This window comes from Campylobacter concisus (assembly GCF_003048405.1).
In the GTDB taxonomy this organism is placed as follows: Bacteria; Campylobacterota; Campylobacteria; order Campylobacterales; family Campylobacteraceae; genus Campylobacter_A; species Campylobacter_A concisus_Q.
Genome location: NZ_PIQS01000001.1, coordinates 1,008,645 through 1,034,549, shown reverse-complemented (window position 1 = coordinate 1,034,549; position 25,905 = coordinate 1,008,645). Strand labels below are relative to the sequence as shown.

Below are 25,905 nucleotides of genomic sequence, written 5' to 3'. Positions count from 1 at the left end.
ATTTAGTATTTATAAAGACAATATTGGCGAATTTTCAAATGACTACCTTAAATTTTTAAATTTAAGTAAGGATGAAATTACCGAAAATACATATCAAGCCATCATGCTTCCGTTTATAGACAAAATTGGCAATAAAAATTTATCTGATGAAGTTAAACAAATTATCGTAAGATTAGTTGATATTTTACTTAAAGAAGCTCCCGATAATTATATAGACAATGTAGTGACGATATTGAGCTTAAACCAGCAAGATAGTGAAAAACTCAGATACATAGAGGCAAATTACGGGATAATAAAGGCGATATCTGAAAAAGAAAAATATATTAGTAGAATAGATTTTTTAAATAGATTATCAGAATTAGTAAACGGCAAGAAAAGTAGAGCAGTAAAAGAACGAACTATGCTTCATCATATTATAGATAAGTATCTTTGGATATTTGATGAAAAATTTGAAAATATTGATAGAGGCAACTTCGCTAGCGATGAATCATTGAAAAAGATATTAGAGAATGAGAAATTTTTTCATTTCGATTCTGACGAGCTCGAAAAAATTATAAGCAGTCATGATGTAAAGAAAATTCCAGACATATTCATTCCAATCTTCGCTAATGACACCATTTATATAATAGAACTTAAAAAGCCTGGCATTGCAATAAATCCAAAAATATTAGAAGAAGTTAGAACAAAATATGTTAGAACACTTAAAGAAATTAACAAAAAATATGACAATAGAACAAAAAAGAAAATATATGCAATTGCGGTATCGGATACAAAAAACGAAAACATTTATACTATAGGAAATATCGATAGCGATGGTTTTACGATAATACCTAAAAGTTGGGACGAGATTATTACCGATGCAAGATTAAGATGTAATGAAAAAATAGACATTTTAAACCATAAAATTCAAACTAGTAAGTGGAAGGATTTGGAAAGTTTTGTTTTGACACACAACCAATAAACTTACCATTTAATTCAATATCTATTTCATAAATATTAATATTCAATACGGCCACTCTATCAATTTTGATCTTGCACTCGCACCTACTACCAATCGCGCAGTATCAAGCCTTTTGCGCTATTACTGTATCTGCATTTTTAAAATAATATCGTTAATAGCCTCCTCAATTTCCTCTAGTTTTACCACAAACCACTCTTGCGGTTTTACTATTTTGCCGTTTGGAAGCGTTATTTCCGCTTGTAACTTTTTTTGGCTAAGCATATGATGTAAAGCGACTTCCAGTTTTTGAGGATTAAAGTTTTTCACTTCATATTCTCGTACTATTTCTACGGGGGCATACAAATAAGTCGGTTCGTTTTGAGCGTTAGCTATACGCTCCCTGATGCTGTTTTGAGCCGTTACGCCTATTTTGTATAAATTTTTTATATTTAAAATTTGCTCGTTATCGCTTAGGGATTTTAATACGTATATAAATCCAGTAGATACATCTTTGGCGCTATCGCTATTTGCCTCTACTCTATAAGAATCCGAGCGCCTAAATCCGGCCGCTAGAGAATTTAACCTCAAATCGGCATACGTTCCGTTTTCGTATATTACTTTAAGTTTGGAATTTTTTTGTCCGCTTTGTGACTTAAAGTCGTCGCTCTTGTCCTCTATATAAAGCATTACGCCTTTTAAGATAAAAATATCGCCCGCTTTAATGTCTTGCGAATTACCAACCGGTATAAGTTTTCTAGCGCCGGAGCTAATTTGCGAATGTATGCGAGAAAAAATTTTCTTATATTCGTCAAAATTTTCCATCCGCTTGGTTTGGGCATAGTCTTTCGGTTGTAGCCTTTTTTGCTTAGGTTTTTTGATGTCCGAAACGTCCAATAACGAATCTGCAAGATCGGGCAAGTCGATTATGTCTCCAAGACCGGCTAAAGCATCATCTAGGCTAGTAAAATCGTCTTTGAGCATAGTAGGGAGATTGTCGTCCCGCTCTAGCACTGTTCCTAAAAGGTTAAATTTATCCAGCGGTTTTAGCTCTTTGCATTTTTTAGGATCGCTTCGTATGCCCTCTAGCGCATTGTAAAGCTTCCTTTCATTGCTACCGATTTTGGCCTTTTGCGGCAAAGCGTTATTTTTTGAGATAAATTCGTTTATACTTTCGAATATTACTTCATCTTCGCTTGTCGGCTGAGATTTTTTTGGTGTCTCTTTTAAAATATCTACAAAAAACGGATCGTTTAAAATTTCGTCTATACTTTGATAGTTAGCCATCTTTTTGCTTCTTTTTCGTAGCTAATTTAGCTAATGCGTAAGCCAGCCTTCGCTCAAATTCATCCTGCGAATTTTTATCCGGCAAATGTCCGTTTTCATGGAAAAAGTCTTTTATTTTATTGGCCGCCACCAAAAGCTCCTCATCGGTTATCTCGATTTTTTGAGAGTCGATTACTCGCTGTATTATTTTTAGCGTAGGCGCATCTAGCTTTTTAGACATCATTTTATAGGCGTCTTGGAAAGGACACACGCTTTCTATTAAATTTATATCTAGCTCATCGACGAGGACGAATTTGCTAGCCAGCCTTATAAATTCTTTATTTCCGCTTGTAGTTTCAAATTTGGCATTTTTTAGCACGAGATCGGTTATGACGTGTTGTCTAACCTCGTCTATTTCGTTATCGCTTAAATTCGGATACGTCTTTTGTATAACTTTAGGGATTAGCAGGTTGTTTATTAGCTTAGGATCTTTGCCTGCCATCGCTCTTTGCACGTCGTTATCGCTTAGTATGCTAGCTCTTAGTTCGTGCAGATCGTTTTGGATGATCTCTTTTACTTTTGCCGTCGATGGTTCTTTTAAGCCTTTTATGTAGATATAATCCTTAGAGTCCCCTTTTTCGCTAGGGTTACGGCGAGGTTTAAATTTGATATCCGGCGCTAAAACCTGCTCCATTAACAAAGATGCCGAGATTGCTTTTAGCATAGTATTTACGCTACCTTTCGTCTCGTCTTCGCTGGCATCCGGACTTGCGATCAAATTCGTAAATTGAGCCCTAGTTTTGTTCGAGCTATCTCTCGTGCAGCGTCCGATTATCTGGACTACTTCTGTTAAAGAGCCGCGGTAACCGATAGTGAGCGCATGCTCGCACCAAGGCCAATCAAAGCCTTCCTTTGCCATATTTAGCGCTATTATTATGTCTAGGTCGTCAAGCTCTTTCATCTGCCTAAGATACGCCGAGACCTTTTCTCTATCCGCGTTATCTGTAACCAGATCGGCCACTTTTAATATTTTACCGTCGCTTCTTTTTACGTGATATATACCGTTTTCGTCGGCATACTCAAATTCACCTATTATGTCTATTATGCTATCTACTTCGTTGTATTTATCTTTGGTCGATTCGATGGAATTTACGCTGGGTATATGGATTATCGTCTTTTTATCTGTATCTAGCACCTCGTGTAAAGCGCTTAAATACTCGCCTTTATAGAAATGATAACCTATACCGAAGCTTTTTAGATATTCGTATCCGTTTAGTTGCTCGTAGTAGGTGTAGGTTACTTTTGCGAATTTATCCTCGTCCTCAGGCTCCAGTATCACGGCGCTGTCGCCCCTAAAGTAAGAGCCCGTCATTGCTATCACGTGAGCGTCTGAATTACGAAGTATATTTTTTAAAGCCTGTCCCAAAACCGAGCTATCCTCTGATGAGACGTGATGAAACTCGTCTATGGCTATGACGCAACCGTCAAATTTAGAGTCGCTTTTTATCTCTTCGTAGGCAAATCTAAACGTCGCGTGAGTGCAGATTAAAATTTCGTCGCTTGAGTTCATAAACTCCATAAACGCCTTTACTTTGCCTTTATCTCCGCCTGCCGTTACTAGGTTGTTTCTAGGCTCCACCGTCCAGTCGTAGTAAAATCCTCCGCTTTTTAAGTCGGTATTTTTAAAAGACGCTCCTATTGATTTTTCCGGCACCGCGACTATGACCTTTTTTATGCCCTGCCTGTGCAGTTTATCGAGCGCGACAAACATCAGGGCGCGAGATTTGCCCGATGCGGGCGGAGCTTTTATGAGTAGATACTCTTCGTTTCGCTTTTCATAAACTCTGCGCTGCATATCGCGCATACCAAGCATATCCGTGCTCTTACTAGAGCCGTTTTTATCGTAGTTTATATCGATTAAATTTTCACTCATTTTCCAGCTCCTCTATACGTTGTTTGTATAAATTTAAAAGCAGCGCCAGCCTCTCCTCGTCGTTTTTAAACTCGGCTCTTTGATAGATACTATCCACTAGCCTATCTAGGCGTTTATGTAAATTTAAAAGCTCTTCGTTCATAGGCTTTGGATTGTTTTCGGCTAGCGGCGAGCCGTAAAGACTAGCGAGCGAGCCGCCCAAAAAGTCTCTTTTGTCTAAAATTTCGCCCATTTGCTCTTCGAGATTTTCTTTCATCTGATCTGAAATTTCGGGCACGACGAAGGTATTATAAACCAAACTTGCCGAATATCTATAACGAGTTTCTAATTTTCCGCCGATAGCTCGCAGCCAAACCATATGCATGCGCGAGGACAAAATCCCCAAAAGCCAAATCGGCGCATCGTAGATGACGGCACAAGCATTAGATATAATTTCATCCTCGTACATTAACCCCATAGGAACATACAATCTATTTTCGGATGAAACGCGGGGAATAATGATGTGAATCATGTCCTTTTTTGAATCACCGCACTCCTCTTTTATTATTCTGGTAACAAAAAGATGGGGTTTGTCTGCGTATTTTTTGGTTTGTTTATCTGAACTTTTAAGACGATTTTGCCTAACCGCTTGTAGTCTGGGCTTTATAAATTCATGCTCTTGAAAATCTTTTATATTGTCATCCGTCAGCCAAATACAATATCTAGGAATTAAATTTAAGAGTTCATCGGAGCCAATATATCTTTTTAGAATTTTTGATATCTCTGGATATTTATTAATAACTTTAATGTATTCATCGTAATTTAAAAGCAAATTTCCGCCATCTATAGGTTTATTTCCGCCATACATTACAGGTAAATTTTTATTTATTTGAGTAGTGGTAAAATTTACGATGATATTTTGAGCATCTGCTAAATATGGATTAATATTCCTAGCTAAAATTTTCTCGCTACCGATAAAAATTGTTTTATCAAATTCGGTCTGCAAAGATTTTAATCCTACGACTATAACGGTTACGCCAGCATTGTGAGCTGCATTGTTTTGCCATTTAAATGAAGTATAGGCAAAACTAATTTCGGCAAAATTTAAAATTTCATTCCATAAATAGCCGACTTGTTCGCCTTGAGTGATTGAATTCGTACTAACGAAAGCCAAAAGAGAATTTGAATCCTCTATATACCTTGCCCCCAGATAAAACCACGCAGATATATAGTCTAATTCCCCTACACCATAAATATTTCCGAATACATATTTTATGTCAGACTTTTGACTCTTATCTTGTCGCCTCGCTCCAAGATACGGCGGATTGCCGAATACGAAAACCTCATCGTCTTTATTTTTCGGGCAAATTTCGTTCCAATCGACCCTTAAAGCGTTAGCGCAGGTTATACCGCCTATCTTTTGAAGCGGAAGGGTTTTGCGAATGAAATTCGGGATTTTACCGTTTAGTTCGGTATTCATCTGATGGTCGCTTATCCAAAGCGATAGTATCGCTACCTCATGAGCAAAATCGTCTATCTCTATGCCGTAAAACTGACTAAGCTGCACGATAGGATCAAAAAGCATTATTTGCTGATCTAACCTTATGATCTCTTCGTAAATTTCGATCTCCAGTCTCCTCATTTCTTTATAAGCGATGATTAAAAAGTTACCCGAACCGCAGGCTGGATCGAAAAATTTCATCCTGCCGATGCGAGAAAGTAGCTGTTTTAGCTTCGAAATTTTAGTTTCGTTTTTATAGCTTGACGATGAAATTTTGCGCAGTTCGTCTTTTAGTTTATCCAAAAACAGCGGCCTGATGACCTTCATGATATTCTCGACGCTGGTGTAGTGCATGCCTAAATTTTGACGCAAACTCTTGCTGGATGCAGTCTGGATCATAGAGCCTAAGATGTCGGGATTTATCTGCGACCAGTTAAGCATCGAGCCTGCCTCGATAATTAGCTTTTTGGCTTTTGTGGTAAAATTTAAACGCTGGTGAGGCGATGCAAAAAGATTGCCGTTTACGTACGGATACTTTTGCAGCCAAGCTGCATCGTCCACATTTTCCTTACGGGATAGTTTTTCAAAAATTTGAGCTATGGGCGCGTTTAGATCACTGCTAGCCACTTGCGCGAGCCTTTTTACATCGGAAGTAAAGGAGTCTTTTTCAAAAATGCCAGTATCCTCGGCAAATAGGCAAAATAAAAGCCTAATAAGAAATAAATTTAAAACCTTAGGGTCGATGTTTTTATTTGCCGCTGCTAGCTCGTCATAAACTCGTAAAAATCTACTTGCAGCCTTTTGATCAAGTGGATTCTCTTTATCGTATTCGACCTTTTCGACGCCCATTAACGGCAAGAAAAAATCAAAATACTTTGGCAAATCTGCAAAATTTATATCTAGCGTATCGCCTGTTTTGACGTCTTTTGCATTGATATTTTTAAAATCCGTTGCAAAGATAAATCTAGTAGAGTCGTTTACGCCGAGTTCTTCGGCGATATTTGCGAATGTTTCAAGCGTTTTACCGTGCGGCGAAACGGCAAAATAAATTTTGTTTTTAAGGTGCTTTACATTTTCTAGGTTTGAAAGATTACTCGTGCCTTGTTTTAGTTTTGAAATCGTGGCTTTAGGCAGTCCACAAAGAGATAAAAACTCGTATATAAAATTACTCTCGTTTAAATTTTCTACGATGCTTTGAAGCCTATCTTCGAATTCTAAATAATTATAACCCATAACTTATGCCTCTTGATAAGTTCTAATAAGCTTAATATCAATATCAGGAAAATTTTTATCGTTAGTTATTATAGCTTTACAATTATGTTTTAAGGCGCAGAAGTATTGGAGCGCATCTTCGTAGTCCGCGTCATTTTGAATACAATAATTTAACGCGGCTTCTCTTATGGTGTCACCTTCGCAAACAACCGTAAAAAGCTCTTTTTGTTTATGTAAATTTAAAATTTGGCTAGCAACTAGGCTTTTACTTATTTTTTGCCTATTCGTTAATATAAAAAATACGTTGGTTACGGTAGTCGTGTTTATGAATAGCTTTATGTCGGGATTGTTTTTTATAAGCTCGGCTATGTATATTTTAGTTTTTAATGCCAGCTTCGCGTCGCTTCTTATTTTATCATATGTAGTCGGCGTTTCATAATCGACCAAGATGTCTATTAAAGCATTAGTGTCCAAAAATACGTTATAAGACATATTTTTTAGCTCTTGCTTCTTCTAGTTCTTCAGGTTCGATGGGAATGTTTAATTTAACGCTACCGCATACGCTATTAAACGCTTCTAGCTTTTTATTGGTTATATTTTCTTCTTTTACCTTGATATCATTGCCTAGGCTTTTTAAAAATTCCTTAACCTTGGCGAGCACATCAGGTTTTTCTATGGATAGTTCCAGTTTGGCTAGCATATTAATCCTTTTAGACTTTTAATAATTATAGCATATTTCCACTTTTTAGCCTTGTGTATTTTTATATTACGGTAAAACACCTTAAAAGCATCAAGACATAGATAATTACAAAATCGTTTAGATAAGTAAAAGCCGCAAATGATATACTAAAATAGGATTTACAAACTGGTTCAATACCTCAAACAAAAAGCTAATGAGCAACTTTTTGGTTGAGGTATTGGCACGCCGATTACATAAAAATCAGCCGTTTAATTTTTTCTTAAATTAAGCTGATTTTTATAGTAGCCGCTAGGCTATTTGCCCGTCTGGCTAAGACCTTACTGCACTATCGTTTGAAGATGGTGCCAAAACTTACTTTATTAAACAAATAGGTTGTATAAGAATAAGTTTTTAAAGACTAAAATGTTTTTCTAGGAGACATACTCTATTTTTAGAAAAACATATTTTTGTCTTTTTATACTTTTGCAAAAAAGTAAACGTTTTAAGAACCAGAACAATGTATCATTTTTTAAAAAGCATAGTTAAAAAATAATGTAGAAAAATAAAAGTAGAAGCTTGGGTTACCCATCGGGTTACCTTTTAAAAGATTAAGTCTTGAAATACCGTATTTTAGGGAATTTGGTTGGTGCGGATGAAAGGACTTGAACTACGAAATCGCCTTAAAAAAAGCTACTCGCTTATAAAAAAAGATAATCTATTTTTAACTCGTCATATAATAGAGATTCAAAAACGCTTACAGCGTAGTAACGCCGGATTTCGCACCCAAAGTGGAACTATGCTTAAAAATCCCGCCACGGGCGAGATAAAACATATACCGCCGCAACACATAGACGATATAAATAGGTTGATGGCAAATTTAGAAAAGTACATAAACGACGACATGGACGATCTTGATCCGCTAATTAGACTAGTGGTGATCCACTATCAGTTTGAAACCATACATCCGTTTTATGGTGGAAACTGTAGAACCGGACGCATCATAAACGTCTTATATCTAACGCATAAAAAGCTTCTTGATCTACCGATTTTATACCTAAGCGCTTATATCATAAAAAATAAATCCAGATGCTACGAACTTTTAGAAAACGTAAGTAAAAACGGTGAGTGGAGTGCTTGGATAGAGTATATGCTAAACGACATAGAGCATACCGCAGAGGCGTCCGTCACGCTCATAAAAGAGATAGACGATGCCATAAGAGAATTTAGCGAGCTCTTGCAGGGAAAAGAGCGAGGCGTATATAGCAAAGATTTTGTGGAGTTACTTTTTTCATATCCATATACAAAGATAGAATCGGTGGAGAAAAAACTAAATATCTCTAGACAAACCGCTTCTAAATATCTTAAAATTTGCGAAAAATTAGGAGCGTTTAAATGCGTAAAGCTCGGGCTGATAAACTACTTTGTAAATTTAAGGTTATTTGAAATTTTAAAACGAGGCTTAATCTTATAGCTTTTTGATTTACTGATAATATATAAAATTTTCAATATTTTTAACATATTAAGATACCATCCAAAATCACACAGAAATATTTTGTGGTCATGATATAATTCTTGAATCGTATTTTTAATATTACCTTAAACGGATCAAAAAATAATCTATAACAAGCTTACAATTTGCACATACATGACAGCCACTATCAAAAAGCTATTTTCTATTTTTATCAGGGCGAGGATACTTTTTGTCTGACAAGTCAGACAAAAATACCTCGTTAGGGATAGTCCCTAAAACCCTATTTTCACGCTCTTTTCTTCATTTTTTAGTGCAACTTCAAGCTCAAGTCTATGGCAAAAGTCATCGCCATTTTTTATAGGTCTAAATTTAGCTTGTCTTCTCACACTGGCAAAGTCTCCAGGAGCTAACAAGCCTAGACTTGAGACCTTTTTGCTTGTATCTTCATCAAATTTGACTTTTAGCAGTGCGCACTCTTTTTTAAACAAATTTCGCGCTTGCTCTGGCAGCAAATACCCAAACTCAAGCTTTAGATCAAATCTTCTAAGACAGGCTTTATCTAGATTATCGATCAAATTCGTCGTAGCGATAAAGATGCCATCAAAGCTCTCCATTTGTACAAGCATCTCATTTACCTGAGTTATCTCCCAGCTTCTTGCAGCCATACTTCTATCTTGCAAAAAGCTATCTACTTCGTCAAAGACTAGCACAGCATGTTTTTCTTTGGCTTCTTTGAAGGCTAGTGCTATATTTTTTTCAGTCCATCCTACAAACATAGATAAAAGATCACTTCCTTTTTTAATAATGATTGGCTTTTTAAGACTTTTAGCGATAAATTTAGCGTAAGCACTTTTGCCAGTTCCAGGCACACCATAAAGACAAATTCTAGCATTTTTACTTATTTTTATGCCTTGCATTAGCTCGTTTAGATCGCAGTCCGAGTTTACAAAATTTGGATCGTAGCTACTTGGCAGATCATCTCTTGGATTGTAATCTCTTATCTCTTCGTAACCTTGTGCTTTTAAAGTGTTGTTTATTACTCGCTCAAAAGCTTTATTTTTGTCCTTTGTGTTTAAATTTGAGACTACTACGCTCGCATTGCTGATGAGTGCTGGAGCTATAAAGTCATTTTTGGCCAGCTTTTTTATGAGCTTATTGTCTATCAAATTTTCACTATATTTTTTTATGATCTTTGCTCTTACATCTTCAGTTGGTATGCCTATCTCTATGGCTAGGTTAAACCTTCTAACTACGGCCTCATCCATATCAAAAATATTATTTGTTATCCAGATGGTTGGCACCTCGTTATTTTCAAGAGATCTATTTATAAAGGCTTTACCATACTGTCGTTTTTCGTCATTATTTGTGTTAAATATATCCTCTGCTTCGTCATACATGAGCAAATTTGATCCAGCAGACAATACATTTTGTGCAAGACAATATGACCTTAGCCTTCTATCCTCAGTCGCATATCCGTACTCGTCATCATAAGCTACTTCATAAAGCTTTAAATTTAGCTCACTGGCTATCACTTTACTAAGCTCTGTTTTACCAGTTCCTGCTGAGCCATATAGGAGTACATTTACTCCTTTTTGCTTTTTGCTAATGGCGCTTTTTAGAAACGAGAGCAAAATTTTCACATCTTCTTTTATGTGTGGGTAGTTTTTTGTGGTCAAATTTGTCTTGTTGCATGGCTTTATCGCACTTTCAAATATCTCGTCCATGCTGTCGCATTTAACAAACAAATCACACATAAAGTTATTGTTTATGGCATCGATTTTATATCTTATTCTCTGTCCGCCATTATCTAGTCTTATGATCGATGTCTTGGCAAAAATTCCATCTTTTCTAAAAGCATTTTGAACATCAATAAAATTTAAATTTAATATCTTTGAGATGACTTTTATGGCTTGTATGTTATTTAACTCTCCTAGTGTATTGCAGGCATTAGAGACTACTTCATAGTTGTACATGATTGCGACAAATCTCAAAATATCTCTCTCGGTACTATTTAGACCTAAATTTTCTTGAAGTAAATTTAGGTTGTGTTCAAGATCTTTTAGCTCGCATGAAATTTGACTTTTTTCAAGAATTTCAAGTCTGTTTTTAAGATTTTGGATATCTTCTTCTTTAGGCTCTTTTGCCTCGATACCCAAAAACTCTAAGACATCGTCGTATCTGTCTTTTAATAATTCTTTTTCTCCTGCGAGATCAAAAATAGCACGAAGCACCCAAAGTGTCGTAAGCTCGTATATCTCACTATCTACGTAAAAATTATCTTTTTTCATGACAAGCTCCTTTTGCTTTTGTTTGGAGCTATTTTACTCAGCATAAAAGACATTTTTATGTCCATAATTATAAAAATTTGAGAAATTTGTTTTGAAAGGTGAATTTAAAAAGAGCGTTTTGAAATGCTCTTTATTTATTCCTACGTATCACCACCATATGGCAGCTCCAGAGCTTTTATATTTGCCACTGCTTTTCCAGCGATGCCCTTTATAGAGCCGTACATATTTATGGTGTTATCTAGTACCTTTTCGATCTGCTTCTCTCTTTGCTTCCATATCTTTTGCATCGCGCGCTTTTCACTATCTAGGTCGCTTTGCATGGTTGAAAATGCCTCTACTATCGCTTCTATTTGCATTTTAAATTCATTGCTGGTTAAAAAGTGACAGAGCAAGCTCATCTTGTCGCTTTTGTTCTCTTGCGCGATCAAGACGTGGTGTATCCTTATGAGTTGTTCCCTTAAAACAGCACTTAAGCCTTTAAATTCCTCAAAAGTGCAGACCCAAACCCCCTCATACAGCCCCATCCTTTGCATCTCGCTTGGCATCGCGTCAGTAACGATGACACCGATATCAGCGCCTTTTTCTCTCATGTCAGCCTTAAATTTCTCTATCCAAGACCTTTGGAATTCTTTTGTTCTCTTGCTTTCATAATATATCGTTCCACAGTTTTGAGACTCCCTTGTATGCACGATCTGTACGCAGTCAGCGCCTCTCGCACCTTTTTTGATCTCATCAATAGTATCAAATGGAAATTTCTCCCTAAGCCACTCTTCTATCGCGAGCTCCTGCACCTCACCTTGAAGCTGCATGCTGCCTTGCTCGGCCTTTCTTTGGGCTATTTGAAGTTGCTCTTGAAGCTGTTTTAGCTGTTCCTCTTTTTGTCTAAATTTAAGCTCATTTTGCTCATCTGCAGCCTTTTGTATCTTCTCTTTTTCTTCTTTTAGCTTTTCATTTAATGCCAGCTCAGCCTTTGCAGTTATGGCTGACTCCATCTCCTCTTTTTCTCTTTGAAGCTGCAAAATTTGGGCCTTTGCTACATTTAGCTCTTTTACTTGATTTGACTTCTCTTCAAGCTGTTTTTGTAAAAGTGCGACCGACTCATTTTGCTCATCAAGTATCTCTTTTCTCAGCTCATCTTGAAGTCTTGCTCTTTCCATTTTTAGCTGTATTTGCGTAGCTTTTTTGATCTCTTCCTCAAATTTCTCTTTTTGTTCTTGCAGCTGTTGCTCTTTTGCTCTTAAACTCTCAAAATAAGCCTCCTGTTCCTTTCTTTTAGCCTCAAGCTCAGCTTCAAGCTGCTTTTTTTGCGCTAGGTATTCACCTTTATATTTTCCCTCTAACTGATGATATAAAGCATCATTTATATCTATCTCACTCCCACAGTTTGGGCACTTTATTGTTGTTTGACTTGTCATACTTCATCTCCTTTTATGATCTTTATCTTATGGTATCTTACTTTAAATTTCATAGTATTCATCCCAGCAAAGCGCCATATCAACAGAGCCTATGCGCAGTATGTCTTTGATCTTATTGATATGTGTGTTGTTTTCAAAAGCTGCAAATAGATAGCAAAAATATGCCTTCTTATCAAAATAGACAGAGCTACCAAAATATTCATTACAGTTTTGCGTCCAACGGCTCTTTTTCTTGCTCATTTCGCCAGGGACGATAGGCTCATTGATGATAGCTATGAAATTGTCGTCATTTTCATCATAATCTGGATCGTCTTCGCACAAATAAAAGACCAAACGAAATTCCATAGCATAATCCTCGATAAATCCACCCTCAACCCTTGCTTTTAGCCGGTTTTCAAGCATTCTTGCATCTCTTATTAGGATATCTTGGTAGTTAGCTAGCGCTTTATTTATCTTTTCTATCTGCTCCCACTGATCTTTGTTGGCATCAGAGATATACTCTTCCCTCTCGCTGCACTCTAGCTTCTCCAGACAAAGATCTATAGGCGCATAGTCATACCATGAGCGAAGCTTGCCCTCCATCTTATCAATAGTCAAAATTTCATCCCAGCCAAGACTTGTGTGATCGTATAAGCAGTGGTAAAACCAGCAGTGCCACTCGCCAGACATCTCATGCGTTGGCCAGTTTTTAAATTCGTTTTGATTTTCCGTATAAAAGTAGTCATCTATGTGATTCATGAACCGCCCATATCGCATAAGAAGTTCGTCTTTTGAGTAAAAAGAGAGCAGTAGCTCACAAAAATGATCATATGCCTCTTTTATATCTTTTGCGCAGAGGTCTATCTGCTTTGCACGTGGCACGACACGGCGCTCAAGGTCATAGAGCCTTTCGTTTATGCTATTTAGCTTTCGCCTTTGTTCCTTTGCAAATTTTCCCATTTTTGTCCTTTAAAATTTAATCACTGCAACTTGTTCGTAAATTTCTTTATCAATAAATTTGCCATCCGTATCAAGCGAGTAGTTTTTGCCTAGAAAGTAGAGCTTAAAGCCAGTTATAGCTCCAAAAATAGGTAGAGTTTGCGTTTTTTGATAGTAGCTTTTAGTGATCTTTGAGATAGCTTTTAGCTGCTCGTCTAGTGCTTTAAAACAGAGCTCATCTAAAAACGGCGTTAGGCTGATATACCTTAGGTGTTGCGCCATAGCAAGAGCAAATATAGGCTCACCCTTGCGCTTAAAATCCGTATCTATGTAGATATATGAGCCTCTAAATTTTACTCGCTCGTTGTAGAGTTTTTGCACCTCGCCAAGCTCTGCGTCTATGTTAAGAGCAAAGTGCTTGCTAAGGGCTAGGATGAGCGTTTCTGAGCTATGTGCCCAGTCAAAGTGCCCCTTTGTGATAAACTCATCTAAGCTCTTTGCCGCCTCTAAATTTGCAAGTGCTCTTGTGAAATTTTGCTCTCTAACGTAGCCAAGTGCTTTTGAGAGCGCTTTTTTGTCGCTGTTTTGTGTGAGAATTTTAAGTTGCTCGTAGATCATTGATTATCCTTTTTTGATTTTTATCGCCGATACATTTTTTGCGATTTGTGAAATTATAGCTACTCAAATGGACAAAAAATGTCTAGAAATTTATTAGTAAAATTTCACAAAAACTATCAAATTTAGGAGCAAATATGCAGCCAACTATCCTACTTTCCGCGCTTTTGGCAAAGCACCACACCAAAACAGCCAAAAGCTTGCGCCAGATATTTGACAGATACGAGGTCAAATACGAGTTTTTAGAGACTAAAGACATCTGGACGAGGGACTTTATGCCGATTTTGCTTGATGATGGGCGCCTTATCTCTTATGACTACGATCCAGACTACCTAAAAGATGAAAAATATAGTCACCTAAGAACAAATATCCAGCCATTAAAAGAACATATAAATTTAGTCTTAGACGGCGGAAATTTCGTAAGGTTTGGAGGCAAAGCCATCATGACCGATAAAATTTTTAGAGAAAATCCCCTGAAAACAAAAGCCGAGATAGTGGAGATCATAAAGCAAAAATGCGTGCTAAATGAGCTTATAATCATACCAAGACAGCCATACGATATGCTAGGACACAGCGATGGCATGGTGAGGTGGATAGATGAAGATAGCGTGCTGGTAAATGACTTTTCAAATGAGAGCAAAAGCTTTAATGATAGGCTCACAAAAGCCCTTAAAAAGAGTGGCTTGGATGTGAAATTTATGAAGTACAAAGAGGGATTTTTCACTAAAAAGAGAGACTGGGGCGCTTACTTAAATTTTATTAAAATTAAGAATATTTTAATAGTTCCAATATACGGCATAGATGATGACGATATTGCGGTGGAGCAGATCAAGAAATTTTATAGCAGCTATAAAGTAGAGACGATAAATTTAAGCGAGATTATAGAGCTTGGCGGTGCACTACACTGCATAACGGCAGAGAAATTTGGGCGGTAGAGCTACCCGCCTTTTACTATTTTGTTGAATTCATTTCTTTATTAAAGTCTATTTTCCAAAATTCTTCATCTGATTTATATTCTATTTCTGCTTCACCAATATCTTTAAGCCTTTCATTCCAAACTTCTCTAATGCCTTCAGCAATAGGCTTAAATTCCATTGGCGAAAATTCATCGGTTTTTGCATTATTACACCAGTAACAAGCCATACAACAATTATCTTTACTATACTCCAAATTTGGCAGCATTCTATCTATCTCTAGCGTATATCCGCGTGTATCGCTTCTTTTGTTATTTAGCTTGCCGTTTTTGCCAAGCTCTTCGATCTGAGTTAGGCTTATGCCGCAATATGAGCAAGTTGTTTTATCAAGCATCTTATTAAATTCTTCTTCAGGAAAAATTATCTGAAACTCTTTTTCATATTCTTTCTCTAATTCTTCTAAAATTTTTGGAAAATCTTTGGATTTTTGAACAAAATATTGTCTTTGCTCGATCACCATGATGTTTAGCTCTTTGCCCTTATGCTTTATTTTGCTTTCATCGCTGTTTAGCTCTAGCTGGTAGTATCTGCTACTATATAAATTTGCCACTTCATTACTGATTTTAAAATCATTAAAATCCTTTTTTATAGTCTCAATATTACTTTCAACATAGTAATCCTTGTATTCTTTTTCATCCAAGTTATCCCAAGAAAAAGCATTGTCGAATAAAAATAGCTGAACTTTCGTTTTAAAGCTATCTTCCATCTTAGTTTTATATTTTTTTGTCATCTTCTCTCCTTCATAAAATTTTCACTATTTTACCAAAAGGGAGCGGACACAAAAATGTCTGATCAGTTCATTACAATTACCCAAATTTCTTTGAAAGGATCAAAATGCAAGAGAAAATAGACAGGATCAAAAAGATCATCGCAGATGCTGATGCGATCATCATCACAGCAGGTGCTGGTATGGGTGTGGATAGTGGATTGCCTGATTTTAGAGGAGATCTAGGTTTTTGGAAAGCCTATCCACTTTTAAGGGATAAAAATTTAAGCTTTGAAGATATGGCAAATCCGCAGTGGTTTTTTGATGATCCAAGGCTAGCTTGGGCATTTTACGGACACAGGCTAAATTTATACAAAAATACAGAGCCTCACGAGGGCTTTAGGCTGCTTTTAGATCTTGTAAAAAGTAAAAACGAAAACTACTTTGTCTATACCTCAAACGTCGATGGACACTTTGCCAAGGCTGGCTTTAACAAGGATAAAATTTACGAAGTTCATGGCTCGATCCATCACGCCCAGTGCATCCACAACGACGATGGGATGATATGGAGCATGTGTGAGAGTAGCGTAGAGGTCGATGAGGCTAAATTTATCGCTACAAAGATGCCAGTTTGCCCTGAGTGTGGCTGCGTAAGCCGTCCAAATATCATGATGTTTTACGATCATGAGTTTAACTCAAAAATAACCTTGGTACAGCACAAAAGATATGAAGCGTGGCTGGAGCAAAACAAAGATAGCCGCTTTGTCATCATAGAGCTGGGCGCTGGGCTTGCGGTGCCAACAATTAGAAATTTTGGCGAGAAATTCGTTAAACGATCAAAAAAAGCAACTCTTATCCGCATAAATCCAAGAGATAACTACATCTCAGAGTATATCGGCATAAGTCTAAAATGTAGCGCACTAGATGGCCTTAGGCAGATATTATGCTAGAAAAGACATCCTCTAGTCCTAATTTGGATATAATCCCCAAACTAGGAGGTCAAATGAAACCCATCATAACAAAACAAGAAAACAGCAAATTTGAACGCATAAATTTAATAGCCTTAAAGCTAAGAGAGAGGCCGCACACGATAAAAGAGCTAACAGCCATGCTTGGAGTGACCTCAAAGACTATCCAGCGCGACCTTTATGACACATTAAGAGAGTATGGCGCCGTCAAAAAGGGGCACTACTGGAGCCTAAATGACGAGGACGCGAGCGACGGACTAGACGGCGATGATAGAGTGGTGCTAAATATCCTTGATAACGTGGCAAAAAACATGGGCTCAAATTTTTATAGCAAAGCTCACGTGCTGCTAGAGCAAATTTCTCAGCAGCTAAACCACCCGATACTTACAAACATAAACAACGAAAAGCTAAGCGAGGATGACCTCATAAATTTTCAAGCGCTTGAGGATGCTATAAGAGAAAAAGCAGAGATAACATGCACGTATAACGGCTTTGAGTTTCTTGTAAAGCCTCTAAAGCTGGCACTTTTTGAGGGATTTTGGTATCTGCTATTACTTGATAGCAAAAAGGGCAATAAATTTAAGAAATTTCACCTAAAGAGCATAAAAGATATAAAGCATAGCGGGGATAAATTTGAACTAAGTAGCGAGCTAGATGAGCGTATAAAAGCGATGAACTCAGCGTGGGCAAACTTAGAAGCTCCAAAAACAGCAAGGCTATTACTAGCACCAGAAGTGGCAAAATACTTTGAGCGAAAGCCGCACGCAAAGCAGCGTATAACTGGCCAAGATAGCGACGGCTCAGTCGAGATAGAGATAGAATTTACTCATATGATGGAGATAAAACCGCTCATATACTACTACCTGCCATTTATCAAGGTGCTTGAGCCAAAAGAGCTAGCTAATAAAATAAGAGATGAAGTAGGAAGTTATTTTAAGGAAATAGATATTTAACAAGACAAGATACGTCCAAATTCTAGGCTAAAATATCTAAAATTTTTAAAGGAGTAACGATGGGTGTTATTATAGACTTGCACGATATAATGAAAATAATGTCTTATGATGGTAAGATAGATGGCTTTGTCGGGACTTTTAAAATATCTAAACTTAGCAACACAATAAATAAAAGATTAAAAAGCGTGATTTCAAAAGCTAATGCAATATTTATGCATGTTGAGATGAATGAGAACTTATCATTTGCTAGCATTGAAGAAATTACTAGTAAACTTTTTGAGCCTGAGCTAGATTTTATATTTATGACTAGTACAGACAACAATCTAGATACGGATACAGTTAGATTTAGCATATTGGCAACCGGTATAAATGAATAATCTAAAACTTTTTCACGCTAGCGATCTGCACTTTAATACTAGCTATTTTGACTATATTTTAGCCTTTCAAGACAAATTTGACATTTTTTGTTTTAGCGGTGATTTTTTATACAAAGAAAGTGCGCAAGAAAAAGAGCAAACTACTTTGTGGCTAAAAAACTTTAAAAAGCCAGTGTTTGTATGTTCTGGAAATCACGATACGCCAGCATCTTGGTTAAATTCCATAAGTACCATATACTCTGATGGCACCATAAAAACTATCAATGGTGTTAAATTTGGCTGCGTACCTTACTTGTGCGACGATCTGCTTGAATTTGCAGAGTGTGATATCTTACTGACCCACGTTCCTCCAGCAAAGACAAGTACGAGCATCAGCAAAAACGACAAGGATCACGGAGATATAGAGCTTGCAAGGCTTATCAAAAACAATCTTTTAAAGGCAAAGATCATCCTTTGTGGGCATATCCATGAGCCAAAATCTCACATAGACGTTTTAAAAGGAGTTAAAATTTACAACTCAGCAAGTAGTAGCACAAAAGAGCCATTTTATCAAGAGATAGAGCTATAGTTTTCTATCATTTTAGCCACCTCTTGATGCTCGTATGGCGTCATTTCTATATCTAAAATTTGCAAGCATATCTCTTTTATAAATTCGCTCTCACAGCCAAAGTCGTTTTTTAGATTTTGCAGTATAAATTTAGCCTCAGTAACAACATCATACGCATTATTTAATGCCTTAACGGCTTGCCTGTAAAAATCTTTTGACATCTCTGTGTTGCTATATTTCATAAAATTTGCGTTATTTACGTAGTCATAGCTTGACTTAGCCTGCGCCAAAAAAGAAAACTCATCATACTCTTGCCAAAGTTCTTGCTCACTCATTTTTGCTCCTATGTTTTATTGTAAATAAAAAAATGGACAAAATTTGTCTATAAAGTATCCTCATAGCAGCTTTTGGCATAGTTTAGGAATAGATAAAGTCAAGATCGGTCAACCAATCGCCAACTCTTTAAATTCGCATTAGCGATTGAGGCGACCCATCTATCCAAAAATAACTATTTGACCTATACTATAGCTAACTTAATGATTTCATCAGCCAATGACTCTAGCTTATCTTTCATTTTTACGAACTCTTCAGCTAGTTCAGCTTCGGTATACTTGTTTATAATTATCTCTCTCAAAAACTGAGTTTTGTTAAGCATTTTATATCTAGCAAATCTTTCGCCTACTTTCCACTCATTGGATAGAGATTCAACTTGTATATTGTCCACATATTCTTTTTTTATTCTCTTTGTATCATAAGCAAGTCCAATGTATGGATTTAAGAAATTTCCGCTATCAAATTCTAGTCTAAAATTTATAACACCATCCCAGCTATATTTATAAAAACTTATTGGCGAAAAAAGTCTTTTAGTCGTTTTAGCATCTCTTACCTCAATGCACCACTGATCTTGTGATAACATTTTTTTAAGTTCTGTTTTTACATTTGGCATAAATGTATTAATTTTATGTATATTAGCCATATCGAAGTATCTATTTCTTATATTATCGACCAGATCATAGTTCTCAAGTATTATTTCACGTATTTTTTTGGCATCCATCTCTACTCCTTTATAGGTTCCATAAATTTTTTCAATTACGTTTTTGTATTGCGATATCACAGCAGCTAAATTTGCCAAATTCCCAGCCTCATCAAGACATGAGTCAAGCCACTCCATTATCTCTTTATCATAAGAGATCGCCTTAAATTTAGCTACTTCATTGCTGTATTCATCTAATATTTTACTCTTGCTGATTTTTAGTCCATCCAAGCTGTAGTTGCTAGGCTCATGCTTATCTGGCGATAAAAATAGCACATAAATTTCAGCTTCGCCGCTGTTTTCTTTTTGGACGGTTTTTATATATCTTTTTATCTGAGCCTCTTGATCGCCAGCATTTAATTTATTTTCTAGGATGATATGTTTTGTGTCGTCAGTTATATAGATATCTATGTTTTCGTATTCTTTATAGACTTTTGCGCTTTGCGGATCTAGTCCAAAATTCTCTAGCCCACACGCCTTTATAAAAAGTTCCAAAAATAACTCTTTTTGGTAGTGCAATGAATTTGGATCAAGCAATGAGTAGATAAATCGTGAGTGCAAACGCACTTCGTCGTTTATATCCAGAAGTGATAAAAACAAGTTATAGTCGTTATTACCGCGTAGTTTTTTGATCTCTAGCTTGTCATTTAGGACTTTGATTTGCTTTAGCATAGATTCAAGTTTTTCTATATCCATACCTTTCTCCTTTAATTTTTAAAGCATTATAGCCGGCAAAACAGACACTTTTTTGTCTATTTTGCCACTTCACGCAGTTTTTCTAAAACCTTAACCATTGCTAATGTGTCTAGCTTGCAGTATGCCAAAAGTGCCTTTTTATAGGCGTTGCGCTCCTTGTCTGGCATATATGCCATAGCCTCATAGGCCTGCATCGCTTCGCCACCATGGTGGATCAAATTTAGATCCTTGTATGCCGACTCAAACTCAGGCACAAGTGCTGGTAAGACATATTTTATAGAGTAGCTGCCTTGCATCTTTGGGTGGTAGTAGCTTTTGCTAACAAATGGCGCCATGAGGTCTTTTATGTTGTCGTGGATAGCCATAAGCTCATTTGAAATTTGCGGATAGTTTGCGGCAAGACGCCTTATCACTCCTTTTTCAAAGCTCATATTAAAGGCTAGCACGCAGGCGTCCTGCGGGATAAATTTGATCAAAGTTAGCGCCAGCTCGTATCTAGGATCGGCTCCGGCCTCGGCCAGAAACTCGAAATGCTCTGAATTTCCATTGCCGTCATCTTTATGGATAGAAAACTGAAAAGGTATCTGCTCGTAAGGTCTAAGCCCTATAAACTCAGGCACGGCCTGCTGAAATGTCTCAAAGTCAAGGTGATAGAGCGGATAGCTAAGCGTATCTAGAAATTCTTTAATGGCACCTTTGTCTATGATCTGCTCCTTGGATAGTTCGGAGCGGATTTGGATCTGCTGGGAGGCGTTAAATTTATCTAGCTCTTTGATATCTTCAAATTTAACTATGCCGTTTTTATAAAGCTCGAATTTCTTATCGCTTCTTAGCCTAGATATGTCAAAGACGCTATACTCCGGTATGCCTCGCTGCTCGAGCCAGCAGTACTCCCAAGCATCGCAAGGATATGGGTTGGAGCACTGAACTCCGATATCAATCTCTGGTTCAACGTCTTTGCTAAGAATTTCATCAAATTTACTTAAAATTTGAGGGATATCTGCTTGCTTTTGCTTTACTTGCTCTGTTACATCTTCGGTATGAAAAAACTTCTCAAGCTCTAGCTTCTCGCCTCTTACGTAGCTGTTATCTATGTGGATGATATTTACGGCGCTCACCTTGTAGCCAAGCGAGCTAAGGACGTAGTACTGAATGCTTGCATCATCGATATAGACGTCTTTAACGGAGGTGCTGCTCTTTACTTCGTTGATGATAAGCTCGTCCTTGCCGATACGAAGGATATCGACCATCACAAGGATGCCGTCAAAGCAAAAAGTGGCCTCGTAGATGACCTTTGCGCCGTGCTCGATAAGCTCTTTCGTTTTTGCCATTTGTGCGTTAAAATCGCCGGTATACTCTATCCTCTCACCGCCGCCAAAAAGCTCACAGGCTAGCTCACCTACCGATGTGCCGGTGTCAAATACCGCTTGCGCGCCATCATCTGGAGCTTGCAAAACATCAGGCTTTTTCTTTTTAAGCCACAAGCTCTTTTCACACTGAAGACCACGAATGTAGAGGGATTTAGATAGTGTCATAATATGCTTCTTGCAATTTCGTATACTTTATCTACTATGGGTGGTAGCACATCCCTGTCTGGTAAGCACGGGTCAAATATTTCCCCTATTTGTTTGTCATCTATCATCCAGCAATATTTGTTGTCATTGGTTTGTATGAACGTAATTTTATTACCGTCTATTAAAACATAAGGAATTTCACCATAAGCCTTTACCCATTCATAATCCAATTTTTCATCGGACAAATTTTGAAACTGTTTTTGTAGCATTATAAATAAAGAATAGGTGTAATACTCTACATGATAGCTATTTGTAAGTTTTCCTGTTAAAACCCTAATCGTATAGCCATATGCCCATATCCAAAAATTCGTGCATTCTTTTAAAATTTCAGGATACTTTATAAAATAATATCCCCAATAATTTTTATCATTAAAATCCTCTATGATTTGTTTTAAATCTCTATCATCATCTAACAATTCTTTTAAATTTTCGTTCTTTTCTTTATCAAAAAATACACTTCGCCAGTTATCATCTTTTTCACGAGCGCTTGCATTAAAATTACAAAATGTAAAATAGCCACTATCTTTGCGTTCAGGCAGATAATCACCTTTTGCCAGCAATGCCCTTTGAAAAAAGAAGTTTTCCCTATCCTCTTTAAAAATCTCATCAAATTTCTTATAATACTCTTTAAATTTTTCTACATCATTTTCTGCAAAATCAATAAGAAACGTTAAATTTGAGCCAAGATACCAATGTTTTTCGCCTTTATTGATAGCGTCAACCCATCTTGGATCACTTTGCATAAGCTCTAATTTCTTTTTCTCTTGCCACCTGTAAAAATTGATTACTTTAAAACTTCCTGGCTGCTCGTTCTGAAAATCAGCTAATAGATCAAAAATATTCTCACTCTTGCATTTGTCGCAAATTTCATTTATAAACTCAAAAGTCTGTTTTAGATTTGAAATGCTATCTATATTAAAGTCTCTTGCTACATTTGAAGTTATCCTTTCATACTCTTTATAAAAATCTCCGCCAAGCTTTTTGGCTCCAAATTTTATCAAAAACATAGATAGTGCAAAAAATTTAGCCCTTGTTTCATAAGTAATATCTTTGCTGGTATCGGTAAAATTTTTAAGAAGCTCATAATTTGAAACTTCACACAACTCATCTAAAATTTTTATTACATTGTTTACATTATTTTCGTTACTGTTAAAAAACTCTAATGTGTCTAGTGTATCAAACTCATCAAAATCAAAATCTTTTGCCCCTTTTGTATCTTTTATATTAAGAACGGTAAAATTTGAAGCTACTCCTTTAAAAAATGCCATGTATCGTTTATCAACGCTACTCAAATCTACGTCTTCTTTATCACCGTCCTTTAATCCCCAAAACAAATCAAGCCACGCATTATCTAGCTTTGCTTTTATCTCTTGAGGTAGTTCTTTCTCAAATTCTGCTTTAAAATTTTCAAATTCACTTAGTAGCTTTCCTCTGGCATTCATTTTTATATATAGGTCATCTGTTAGCCCAAACTCTTTAAGCTCTAGAAAGCTAAATTTTATATTTTCGAGTCTGTCGTAAAAATTTGAATTTTTAAATTTATCGTGTATCGCGTCTAGCATCACGAGCATAGATTTTACGGTCGGATCATTTTCCCAAAATGGCATAAACCAGCTACTATCTTTTATATCCGGAGAGATTTCATCTTTGGTAAAATCAAGATCCTCAACCACTAGTTTTTCGCAAAATTCTCTGGAGCTACTTCTAGTCTCATAGGTAAAACCCTTTAAATACTCACAATCTTTCCTTTCTTTTTTGGCAAAGTACAAGTGCAACAAAAAAAGAGTAGTGAGGCGTTGCTGTCCGTCGATTGGTATAAATTTATCATCTTCTATGCTACCATAAACAAAATCTAAAAATAAATTTTCGTTATTATCTAATCTATTAAAAATCTCATCTAAAAATTTATCTCTTATAGTGGCTGCATCTTTTCTACCTTGCGCATAATCCCTTTGGATTATAGGTATTGAGATTTTTAGTTTATATGAATTCTGAACTTGAACTTCTCGAATATATTTATTAAAAATATCTTTAAATTTCATCATTTTTTCTCACAAAAAATTCTTCTAATGTTTCTATTATGGAATTTTTATAATCTTTTTGATCATCTTTGCTCCAAAAATATACATTGGATAGCTCCTTGCTGTAATACTTTAAAAATACATTTTTTGTACATATTGGTATAAATTCACCATTTTTATCCATCTCTATAATCTTTGCCCGTTTGTCAACAAACGGACCATTGCTTAAAGAGCTATTATTGCCAGCCGACAGTAGGGCCAAATTCTCTATTCCATGCATATTTACCATATCGCCAGATTTATTTAAAATTTCCATTTGAAGCTCGTCAAAGCGATTATTTTCATTACCTTTTATAAAAATATCGATCTTTTCTTTAAGATCACTTTCATAAATATATTTTTTTGAGTTTTCTAGCCACTCGTCCTGCGCTTTTTTGTCTTTTAGTCCTTTGTCGTTTTGGGCGTGTATATGCTCTAAACTCCATTTTTTACCATTGTATTCGTTAAATGAAAATCTAGTATGAGAGCCTTTACTATTTATAATGGTAGCTATATTAAAAAGTAGCAGTATCTTTTCTATATTTTTTTTATCTTTATCGTCGTCATAACTTAACCCACTAATATTATCTATTTTAATTTCTTCTTCTTTTAAGTTCAAGGAAAGTCTTAGATTGTTTTTTATTGTATCTTTTAAGAAATCTCTCAACTCGTTTTTAGTTTTATCTTTTGTGGCGTTGTATGTTTTTTCAATGCTTAATATATTAGACGCTACCAAAAATCCAACTAAATGATAGTATTCAATATCTTTAAACCAAAATTTAAACGTCAAAAATATCTTTTTTATATCGCCCCACAAACCTTCTTCTTTTTCTTTTACCCTGTTCGCAAGATGCAATAATCCACCCTTTTCTTTTGCTTCTTTTGCAAAATGCCTATATATCGCATATCTATCCGACTCTATGCTTTTTACTCTGGATAAAATTTCAAACAACAGTTCTATTCTGGCCGGATAGTCGTTTTTTGTTAAAAATTTAAAAAACTCGTCATCTTGCAATGCGTATTCTATCTCATCCCACTCTTTTGATATCTCTATTTGTTTTGTAATAATCTCATTTTCACTACACTCTTTTGGGAAGTTTCTAACATTTAAAAATAACGCCTTGATAAGCTCTGCGTTAGTAAGTGGAATTTTGCCACTGTTTAGTCTGGTGAATATCTTGACTTCGTCGTTTTCGCTATTTTCAACTTCATACCATATAAACTCGATATGTTTTTCATCTTCTGAATTTGTAAAAATCTCAAGCATCTTTCTCTTAGTGGTTTTCTTTTCTTTTATTTTTTCTTCAAACCAATTTTCTACTGCCTTATAAGCTTGATAAATATAAAAATAGTCTATATTTTCATTACTCTCATCTTGCGTTTTGATTGTGATTTCTTTCAGAAATTCTTGACTGCCTTCCCTTGTTTCGTAGTCAATGGCATAAATTTCATTTATGCCATTTTCCTCTTTTAAAAGATTTTCTAAATACCTTAATATAATAAAAATCGTAGTAAGCCTCTGCTGGCCGTCTATGACGTTATATTTATTGGTGTTAATATTTTTTTTAACAACTAGCGGCTGCAAACAATAAAATTTACCACTATTGGGATCTTGCATAAATTCAAGCAAATCATCTAGTAAATCTTTAACATTTCTCTCATCCCAACGGTAGCCTCTTTGATATGAGGGTACCGTGAAATTTATTTTTTTGTCTATTATGTCTCTAACTGATTTTTGAACTATCATTTTTCTCCTTTTATTCTTCTATATCGTCAAAGATATCTTTGCTTTTAACATCCTTT

The 25,905-nt window shown here is 36.1% G+C and carries 22 protein-coding genes; 7 read left to right on the top strand and 15 right to left on the bottom strand.

All coding sequences use genetic code 11. The annotated features are described in order from the left end of the window. The coding region (locus tag CVT18_RS05425) for a hypothetical protein (RefSeq protein ID WP_159071490.1) at nucleotides 1–961 on the top strand (961 nt) is incomplete at its 5' end. A gap of 120 nt (nucleotides 962–1,081) precedes the next feature. Here CVT18_RS05425 and CVT18_RS05420 read toward each other — a convergent pair. The 5 genes from CVT18_RS05420 to CVT18_RS05400 are packed head-to-tail and all read right to left on the bottom strand — an operon-like array spanning nucleotide 1,082 to nucleotide 7,528. Continuing rightward, nucleotides 1,082–2,224 (bottom strand): GIY-YIG nuclease family protein, encoded by a 1,143-nt coding sequence (locus CVT18_RS05420; protein WP_103629075.1) that lies wholly within the window; start codon nucleotides 2,222–2,224, stop codon nucleotides 1,082–1,084. Then, on the bottom strand, nucleotides 2,217–4,136 hold the full coding sequence (locus tag CVT18_RS05415) for a DEAD/DEAH box helicase (RefSeq protein WP_103629076.1): 1,920 nt from the start codon (nucleotides 4,134–4,136) through the stop codon (nucleotides 2,217–2,219). The genes CVT18_RS05420 and CVT18_RS05415 overlap by 8 nt, the downstream gene beginning before the upstream one ends. Beyond that, entirely contained in the window at nucleotides 4,129–6,849 is a 2,721-nt protein-coding gene (locus CVT18_RS05410; RefSeq protein ID WP_107824310.1) for a class I SAM-dependent DNA methyltransferase, read from the bottom strand. The genes CVT18_RS05415 and CVT18_RS05410 overlap by 8 nt, the downstream gene beginning before the upstream one ends. A 3-nt stretch (nucleotides 6,850–6,852) precedes the next feature. Next, nucleotides 6,853–7,320: a type II toxin-antitoxin system VapC family toxin gene (locus tag CVT18_RS05405; protein WP_103629078.1), complete on the bottom strand. Its 468-nt coding sequence runs from the start codon at nucleotides 7,318–7,320 to the stop codon at nucleotides 6,853–6,855. Further along, a complete protein-coding gene (locus tag CVT18_RS05400) occupies nucleotides 7,310–7,528 on the bottom strand; it encodes a hypothetical protein (protein ID WP_103629079.1) in 219 nt (72 codons plus the stop codon). The genes CVT18_RS05405 and CVT18_RS05400 overlap by 11 nt, the downstream gene beginning before the upstream one ends. 631 nt (nucleotides 7,529–8,159) lie before the next feature. Between CVT18_RS05400 and CVT18_RS05395 the strand changes: the two genes are divergently transcribed. Continuing rightward, nucleotides 8,160–8,978 (top strand): Fic family protein, encoded by an 819-nt coding sequence (locus CVT18_RS05395; RefSeq protein ID WP_234410280.1) that lies wholly within the window; start codon nucleotides 8,160–8,162, stop codon nucleotides 8,976–8,978. Nucleotides 8,979–9,250: 272 nt separating this feature from the next. Here the strand turns inward: CVT18_RS05395 and CVT18_RS05390 are convergent, their stop codons facing one another. From CVT18_RS05390 to CVT18_RS05375, 4 genes are all read right to left on the bottom strand, one after another. Then, the gene (locus tag CVT18_RS05390) at nucleotides 9,251–11,266 is read right to left on the bottom strand and encodes an AAA family ATPase (RefSeq protein WP_103629080.1); all 2,016 of its coding nucleotides are present in this window, start codon (nucleotides 11,264–11,266) and stop codon (nucleotides 9,251–9,253) included. A 140-nt stretch (nucleotides 11,267–11,406) separates the two neighbouring features. After that, a complete protein-coding gene (locus CVT18_RS05385) occupies nucleotides 11,407–12,681 on the bottom strand; it encodes a DUF2130 domain-containing protein (protein WP_103629081.1) in 1,275 nt (424 codons plus the stop codon). A gap of 42 nt (nucleotides 12,682–12,723) precedes the next feature. After that, nucleotides 12,724–13,620, bottom strand: coding sequence for a hypothetical protein (locus CVT18_RS05380; protein WP_107824309.1), 897 nt, complete (start codon nucleotides 13,618–13,620; stop codon nucleotides 12,724–12,726). Nucleotides 13,621–13,629: 9 nt separating this feature from the next. Further along, the gene (locus CVT18_RS05375) at nucleotides 13,630–14,217 is read right to left on the bottom strand and encodes a hypothetical protein (protein WP_103629083.1); all 588 of its coding nucleotides are present in this window, start codon (nucleotides 14,215–14,217) and stop codon (nucleotides 13,630–13,632) included. 134 nt (nucleotides 14,218–14,351) lie between these two features. On the opposite strand from CVT18_RS05375, the gene CVT18_RS05370 reads away from it, so the two are divergent. After that, nucleotides 14,352–15,149, top strand: coding sequence for an agmatine deiminase family protein (locus CVT18_RS05370; RefSeq protein WP_103629084.1), 798 nt, complete (start codon nucleotides 14,352–14,354; stop codon nucleotides 15,147–15,149). A 16-nt stretch (nucleotides 15,150–15,165) separates the two neighbouring features. On the opposite strand, the gene CVT18_RS05365 is transcribed toward CVT18_RS05370, so the two are convergent. Further along, a complete protein-coding gene (locus tag CVT18_RS05365; protein WP_103629085.1) occupies nucleotides 15,166–15,918 on the bottom strand; it encodes a hypothetical protein in 753 nt (250 codons plus the stop codon). A gap of 104 nt (nucleotides 15,919–16,022) precedes the next feature. On the opposite strand from CVT18_RS05365, the gene CVT18_RS05360 reads away from it, so the two are divergent. From CVT18_RS05360 to CVT18_RS05345, 4 genes are read left to right on the top strand one after another with little or no spacing between them, the layout of a single operon-like run. Further along, nucleotides 16,023–16,844 carry an SIR2 family NAD-dependent protein deacylase gene (locus CVT18_RS05360; RefSeq protein ID WP_107824308.1) on the top strand — a complete coding sequence of 274 codons (822 nt, stop codon included), beginning with the start codon at nucleotides 16,023–16,025 and terminating at the stop codon, nucleotides 16,842–16,844. Nucleotides 16,845–16,897: 53 nt separating this feature from the next. Further along, nucleotides 16,898–17,815, top strand: a complete 918-nt coding sequence (locus CVT18_RS05355) for a helix-turn-helix transcriptional regulator (RefSeq protein ID WP_103629087.1) — start codon at nucleotides 16,898–16,900, stop codon at nucleotides 17,813–17,815. Between the two features lie 59 nt (nucleotides 17,816–17,874). Next, a complete protein-coding gene (locus tag CVT18_RS05350) occupies nucleotides 17,875–18,192 on the top strand; it encodes a hypothetical protein (protein WP_103629088.1) in 318 nt (105 codons plus the stop codon). Next, nucleotides 18,185–18,760: a metallophosphoesterase family protein gene (locus CVT18_RS05345; protein WP_103629089.1), complete on the top strand. Its 576-nt coding sequence runs from the start codon at nucleotides 18,185–18,187 to the stop codon at nucleotides 18,758–18,760. Before CVT18_RS05350 ends, CVT18_RS05345 begins: the two co-directional genes overlap by 8 nt. On the opposite strand, the gene CVT18_RS05340 is transcribed toward CVT18_RS05345, so the two are convergent. From CVT18_RS05340 to CVT18_RS05320, 5 genes are all read right to left on the bottom strand, one after another. Next, nucleotides 18,742–19,074, bottom strand: a complete 333-nt coding sequence (locus CVT18_RS05340; RefSeq protein WP_103629090.1) for a hypothetical protein — start codon at nucleotides 19,072–19,074, stop codon at nucleotides 18,742–18,744. The genes CVT18_RS05345 and CVT18_RS05340 overlap by 19 nt on opposite strands. A gap of 182 nt (nucleotides 19,075–19,256) precedes the next feature. After that, the gene (locus CVT18_RS05335) at nucleotides 19,257–20,468 is read right to left on the bottom strand and encodes a PD-(D/E)XK nuclease family protein (RefSeq protein WP_107824307.1); all 1,212 of its coding nucleotides are present in this window, start codon (nucleotides 20,466–20,468) and stop codon (nucleotides 19,257–19,259) included. Nucleotides 20,469–20,524: 56 nt separating this feature from the next. Next, the gene (locus CVT18_RS05330) at nucleotides 20,525–22,003 is read right to left on the bottom strand and encodes a DUF2779 domain-containing protein (RefSeq protein WP_107824306.1); all 1,479 of its coding nucleotides are present in this window, start codon (nucleotides 22,001–22,003) and stop codon (nucleotides 20,525–20,527) included. Next, nucleotides 22,000–24,084: a DUF262 domain-containing protein gene (locus CVT18_RS05325; protein ID WP_103629093.1), complete on the bottom strand. Its 2,085-nt coding sequence runs from the start codon at nucleotides 24,082–24,084 to the stop codon at nucleotides 22,000–22,002. Before CVT18_RS05325 ends, CVT18_RS05330 begins: the two co-directional genes overlap by 4 nt. Next, complete coding sequence (locus CVT18_RS05320; RefSeq protein ID WP_103629094.1) at nucleotides 24,074–25,849, bottom strand: DUF262 domain-containing protein; 1,776 nt, start codon at nucleotides 25,847–25,849, stop codon at nucleotides 24,074–24,076. Before CVT18_RS05320 ends, CVT18_RS05325 begins: the two co-directional genes overlap by 11 nt. Nucleotides 25,850–25,905 lie beyond the last annotated feature (56 nt).

Bases quoted from the DNA above. Each gene is read 5' to 3' on its own strand.
- CVT18_RS05405 (WP_103629078.1), bottom strand. From the start codon at position 7,320: ATGTCTTATAACGTATTTTTGGACACTAATGCTTTAATAGACATCTTG.
- CVT18_RS05370 (WP_103629084.1), top strand. From the start codon at position 14,352: ATGCAGCCAACTATCCTACTTTCCGCGCTTTTGGCAAAGCACCACACC.
- CVT18_RS05330 (WP_107824306.1), bottom strand. From the start codon at position 22,003: ATGACACTATCTAAATCCCTCTACATTCGTGGTCTTCAGTGTGAAAAG.
- CVT18_RS05385 (WP_103629081.1), bottom strand. From the start codon at position 12,681: ATGACAAGTCAAACAACAATAAAGTGCCCAAACTGTGGGAGTGAGATA.
- CVT18_RS05360 (WP_107824308.1), top strand. From the start codon at position 16,023: ATGCAAGAGAAAATAGACAGGATCAAAAAGATCATCGCAGATGCTGAT.
- CVT18_RS05380 (WP_107824309.1), bottom strand. From the start codon at position 13,620: ATGGGAAAATTTGCAAAGGAACAAAGGCGAAAGCTAAATAGCATAAAC.
- CVT18_RS05325 (WP_103629093.1), bottom strand. From the start codon at position 24,084: ATGAAATTTAAAGATATTTTTAATAAATATATTCGAGAAGTTCAAGTT.
- CVT18_RS05375 (WP_103629083.1), bottom strand. From the start codon at position 14,217: ATGATCTACGAGCAACTTAAAATTCTCACACAAAACAGCGACAAAAAA.
- CVT18_RS05355 (WP_103629087.1), top strand. From the start codon at position 16,898: ATGAAACCCATCATAACAAAACAAGAAAACAGCAAATTTGAACGCATA.
- CVT18_RS05400 (WP_103629079.1), bottom strand. From the start codon at position 7,528: ATGCTAGCCAAACTGGAACTATCCATAGAAAAACCTGATGTGCTCGCC.
- CVT18_RS05365 (WP_103629085.1), bottom strand. From the start codon at position 15,918: ATGACAAAAAAATATAAAACTAAGATGGAAGATAGCTTTAAAACGAAA.
- CVT18_RS05350 (WP_103629088.1), top strand. From the start codon at position 17,875: ATGGGTGTTATTATAGACTTGCACGATATAATGAAAATAATGTCTTAT.
- CVT18_RS05320 (WP_103629094.1), bottom strand. From the start codon at position 25,849: ATGATAGTTCAAAAATCAGTTAGAGACATAATAGACAAAAAAATAAAT.
- CVT18_RS05420 (WP_103629075.1), bottom strand. From the start codon at position 2,224: ATGGCTAACTATCAAAGTATAGACGAAATTTTAAACGATCCGTTTTTT.
- CVT18_RS05410 (WP_107824310.1), bottom strand. From the start codon at position 6,849: ATGGGTTATAATTATTTAGAATTCGAAGATAGGCTTCAAAGCATCGTA.
- CVT18_RS05340 (WP_103629090.1), bottom strand. From the start codon at position 19,074: ATGAGTGAGCAAGAACTTTGGCAAGAGTATGATGAGTTTTCTTTTTTG.
- CVT18_RS05335 (WP_107824307.1), bottom strand. From the start codon at position 20,468: ATGGATATAGAAAAACTTGAATCTATGCTAAAGCAAATCAAAGTCCTA.
- CVT18_RS05415 (WP_103629076.1), bottom strand. From the start codon at position 4,136: ATGAGTGAAAATTTAATCGATATAAACTACGATAAAAACGGCTCTAGT.
- CVT18_RS05345 (WP_103629089.1), top strand. From the start codon at position 18,185: ATGAATAATCTAAAACTTTTTCACGCTAGCGATCTGCACTTTAATACT.
- CVT18_RS05395 (WP_234410280.1), top strand. From the start codon at position 8,160: ATGAAAGGACTTGAACTACGAAATCGCCTTAAAAAAAGCTACTCGCTT.
- CVT18_RS05390 (WP_103629080.1), bottom strand. From the start codon at position 11,266: ATGAAAAAAGATAATTTTTACGTAGATAGTGAGATATACGAGCTTACG.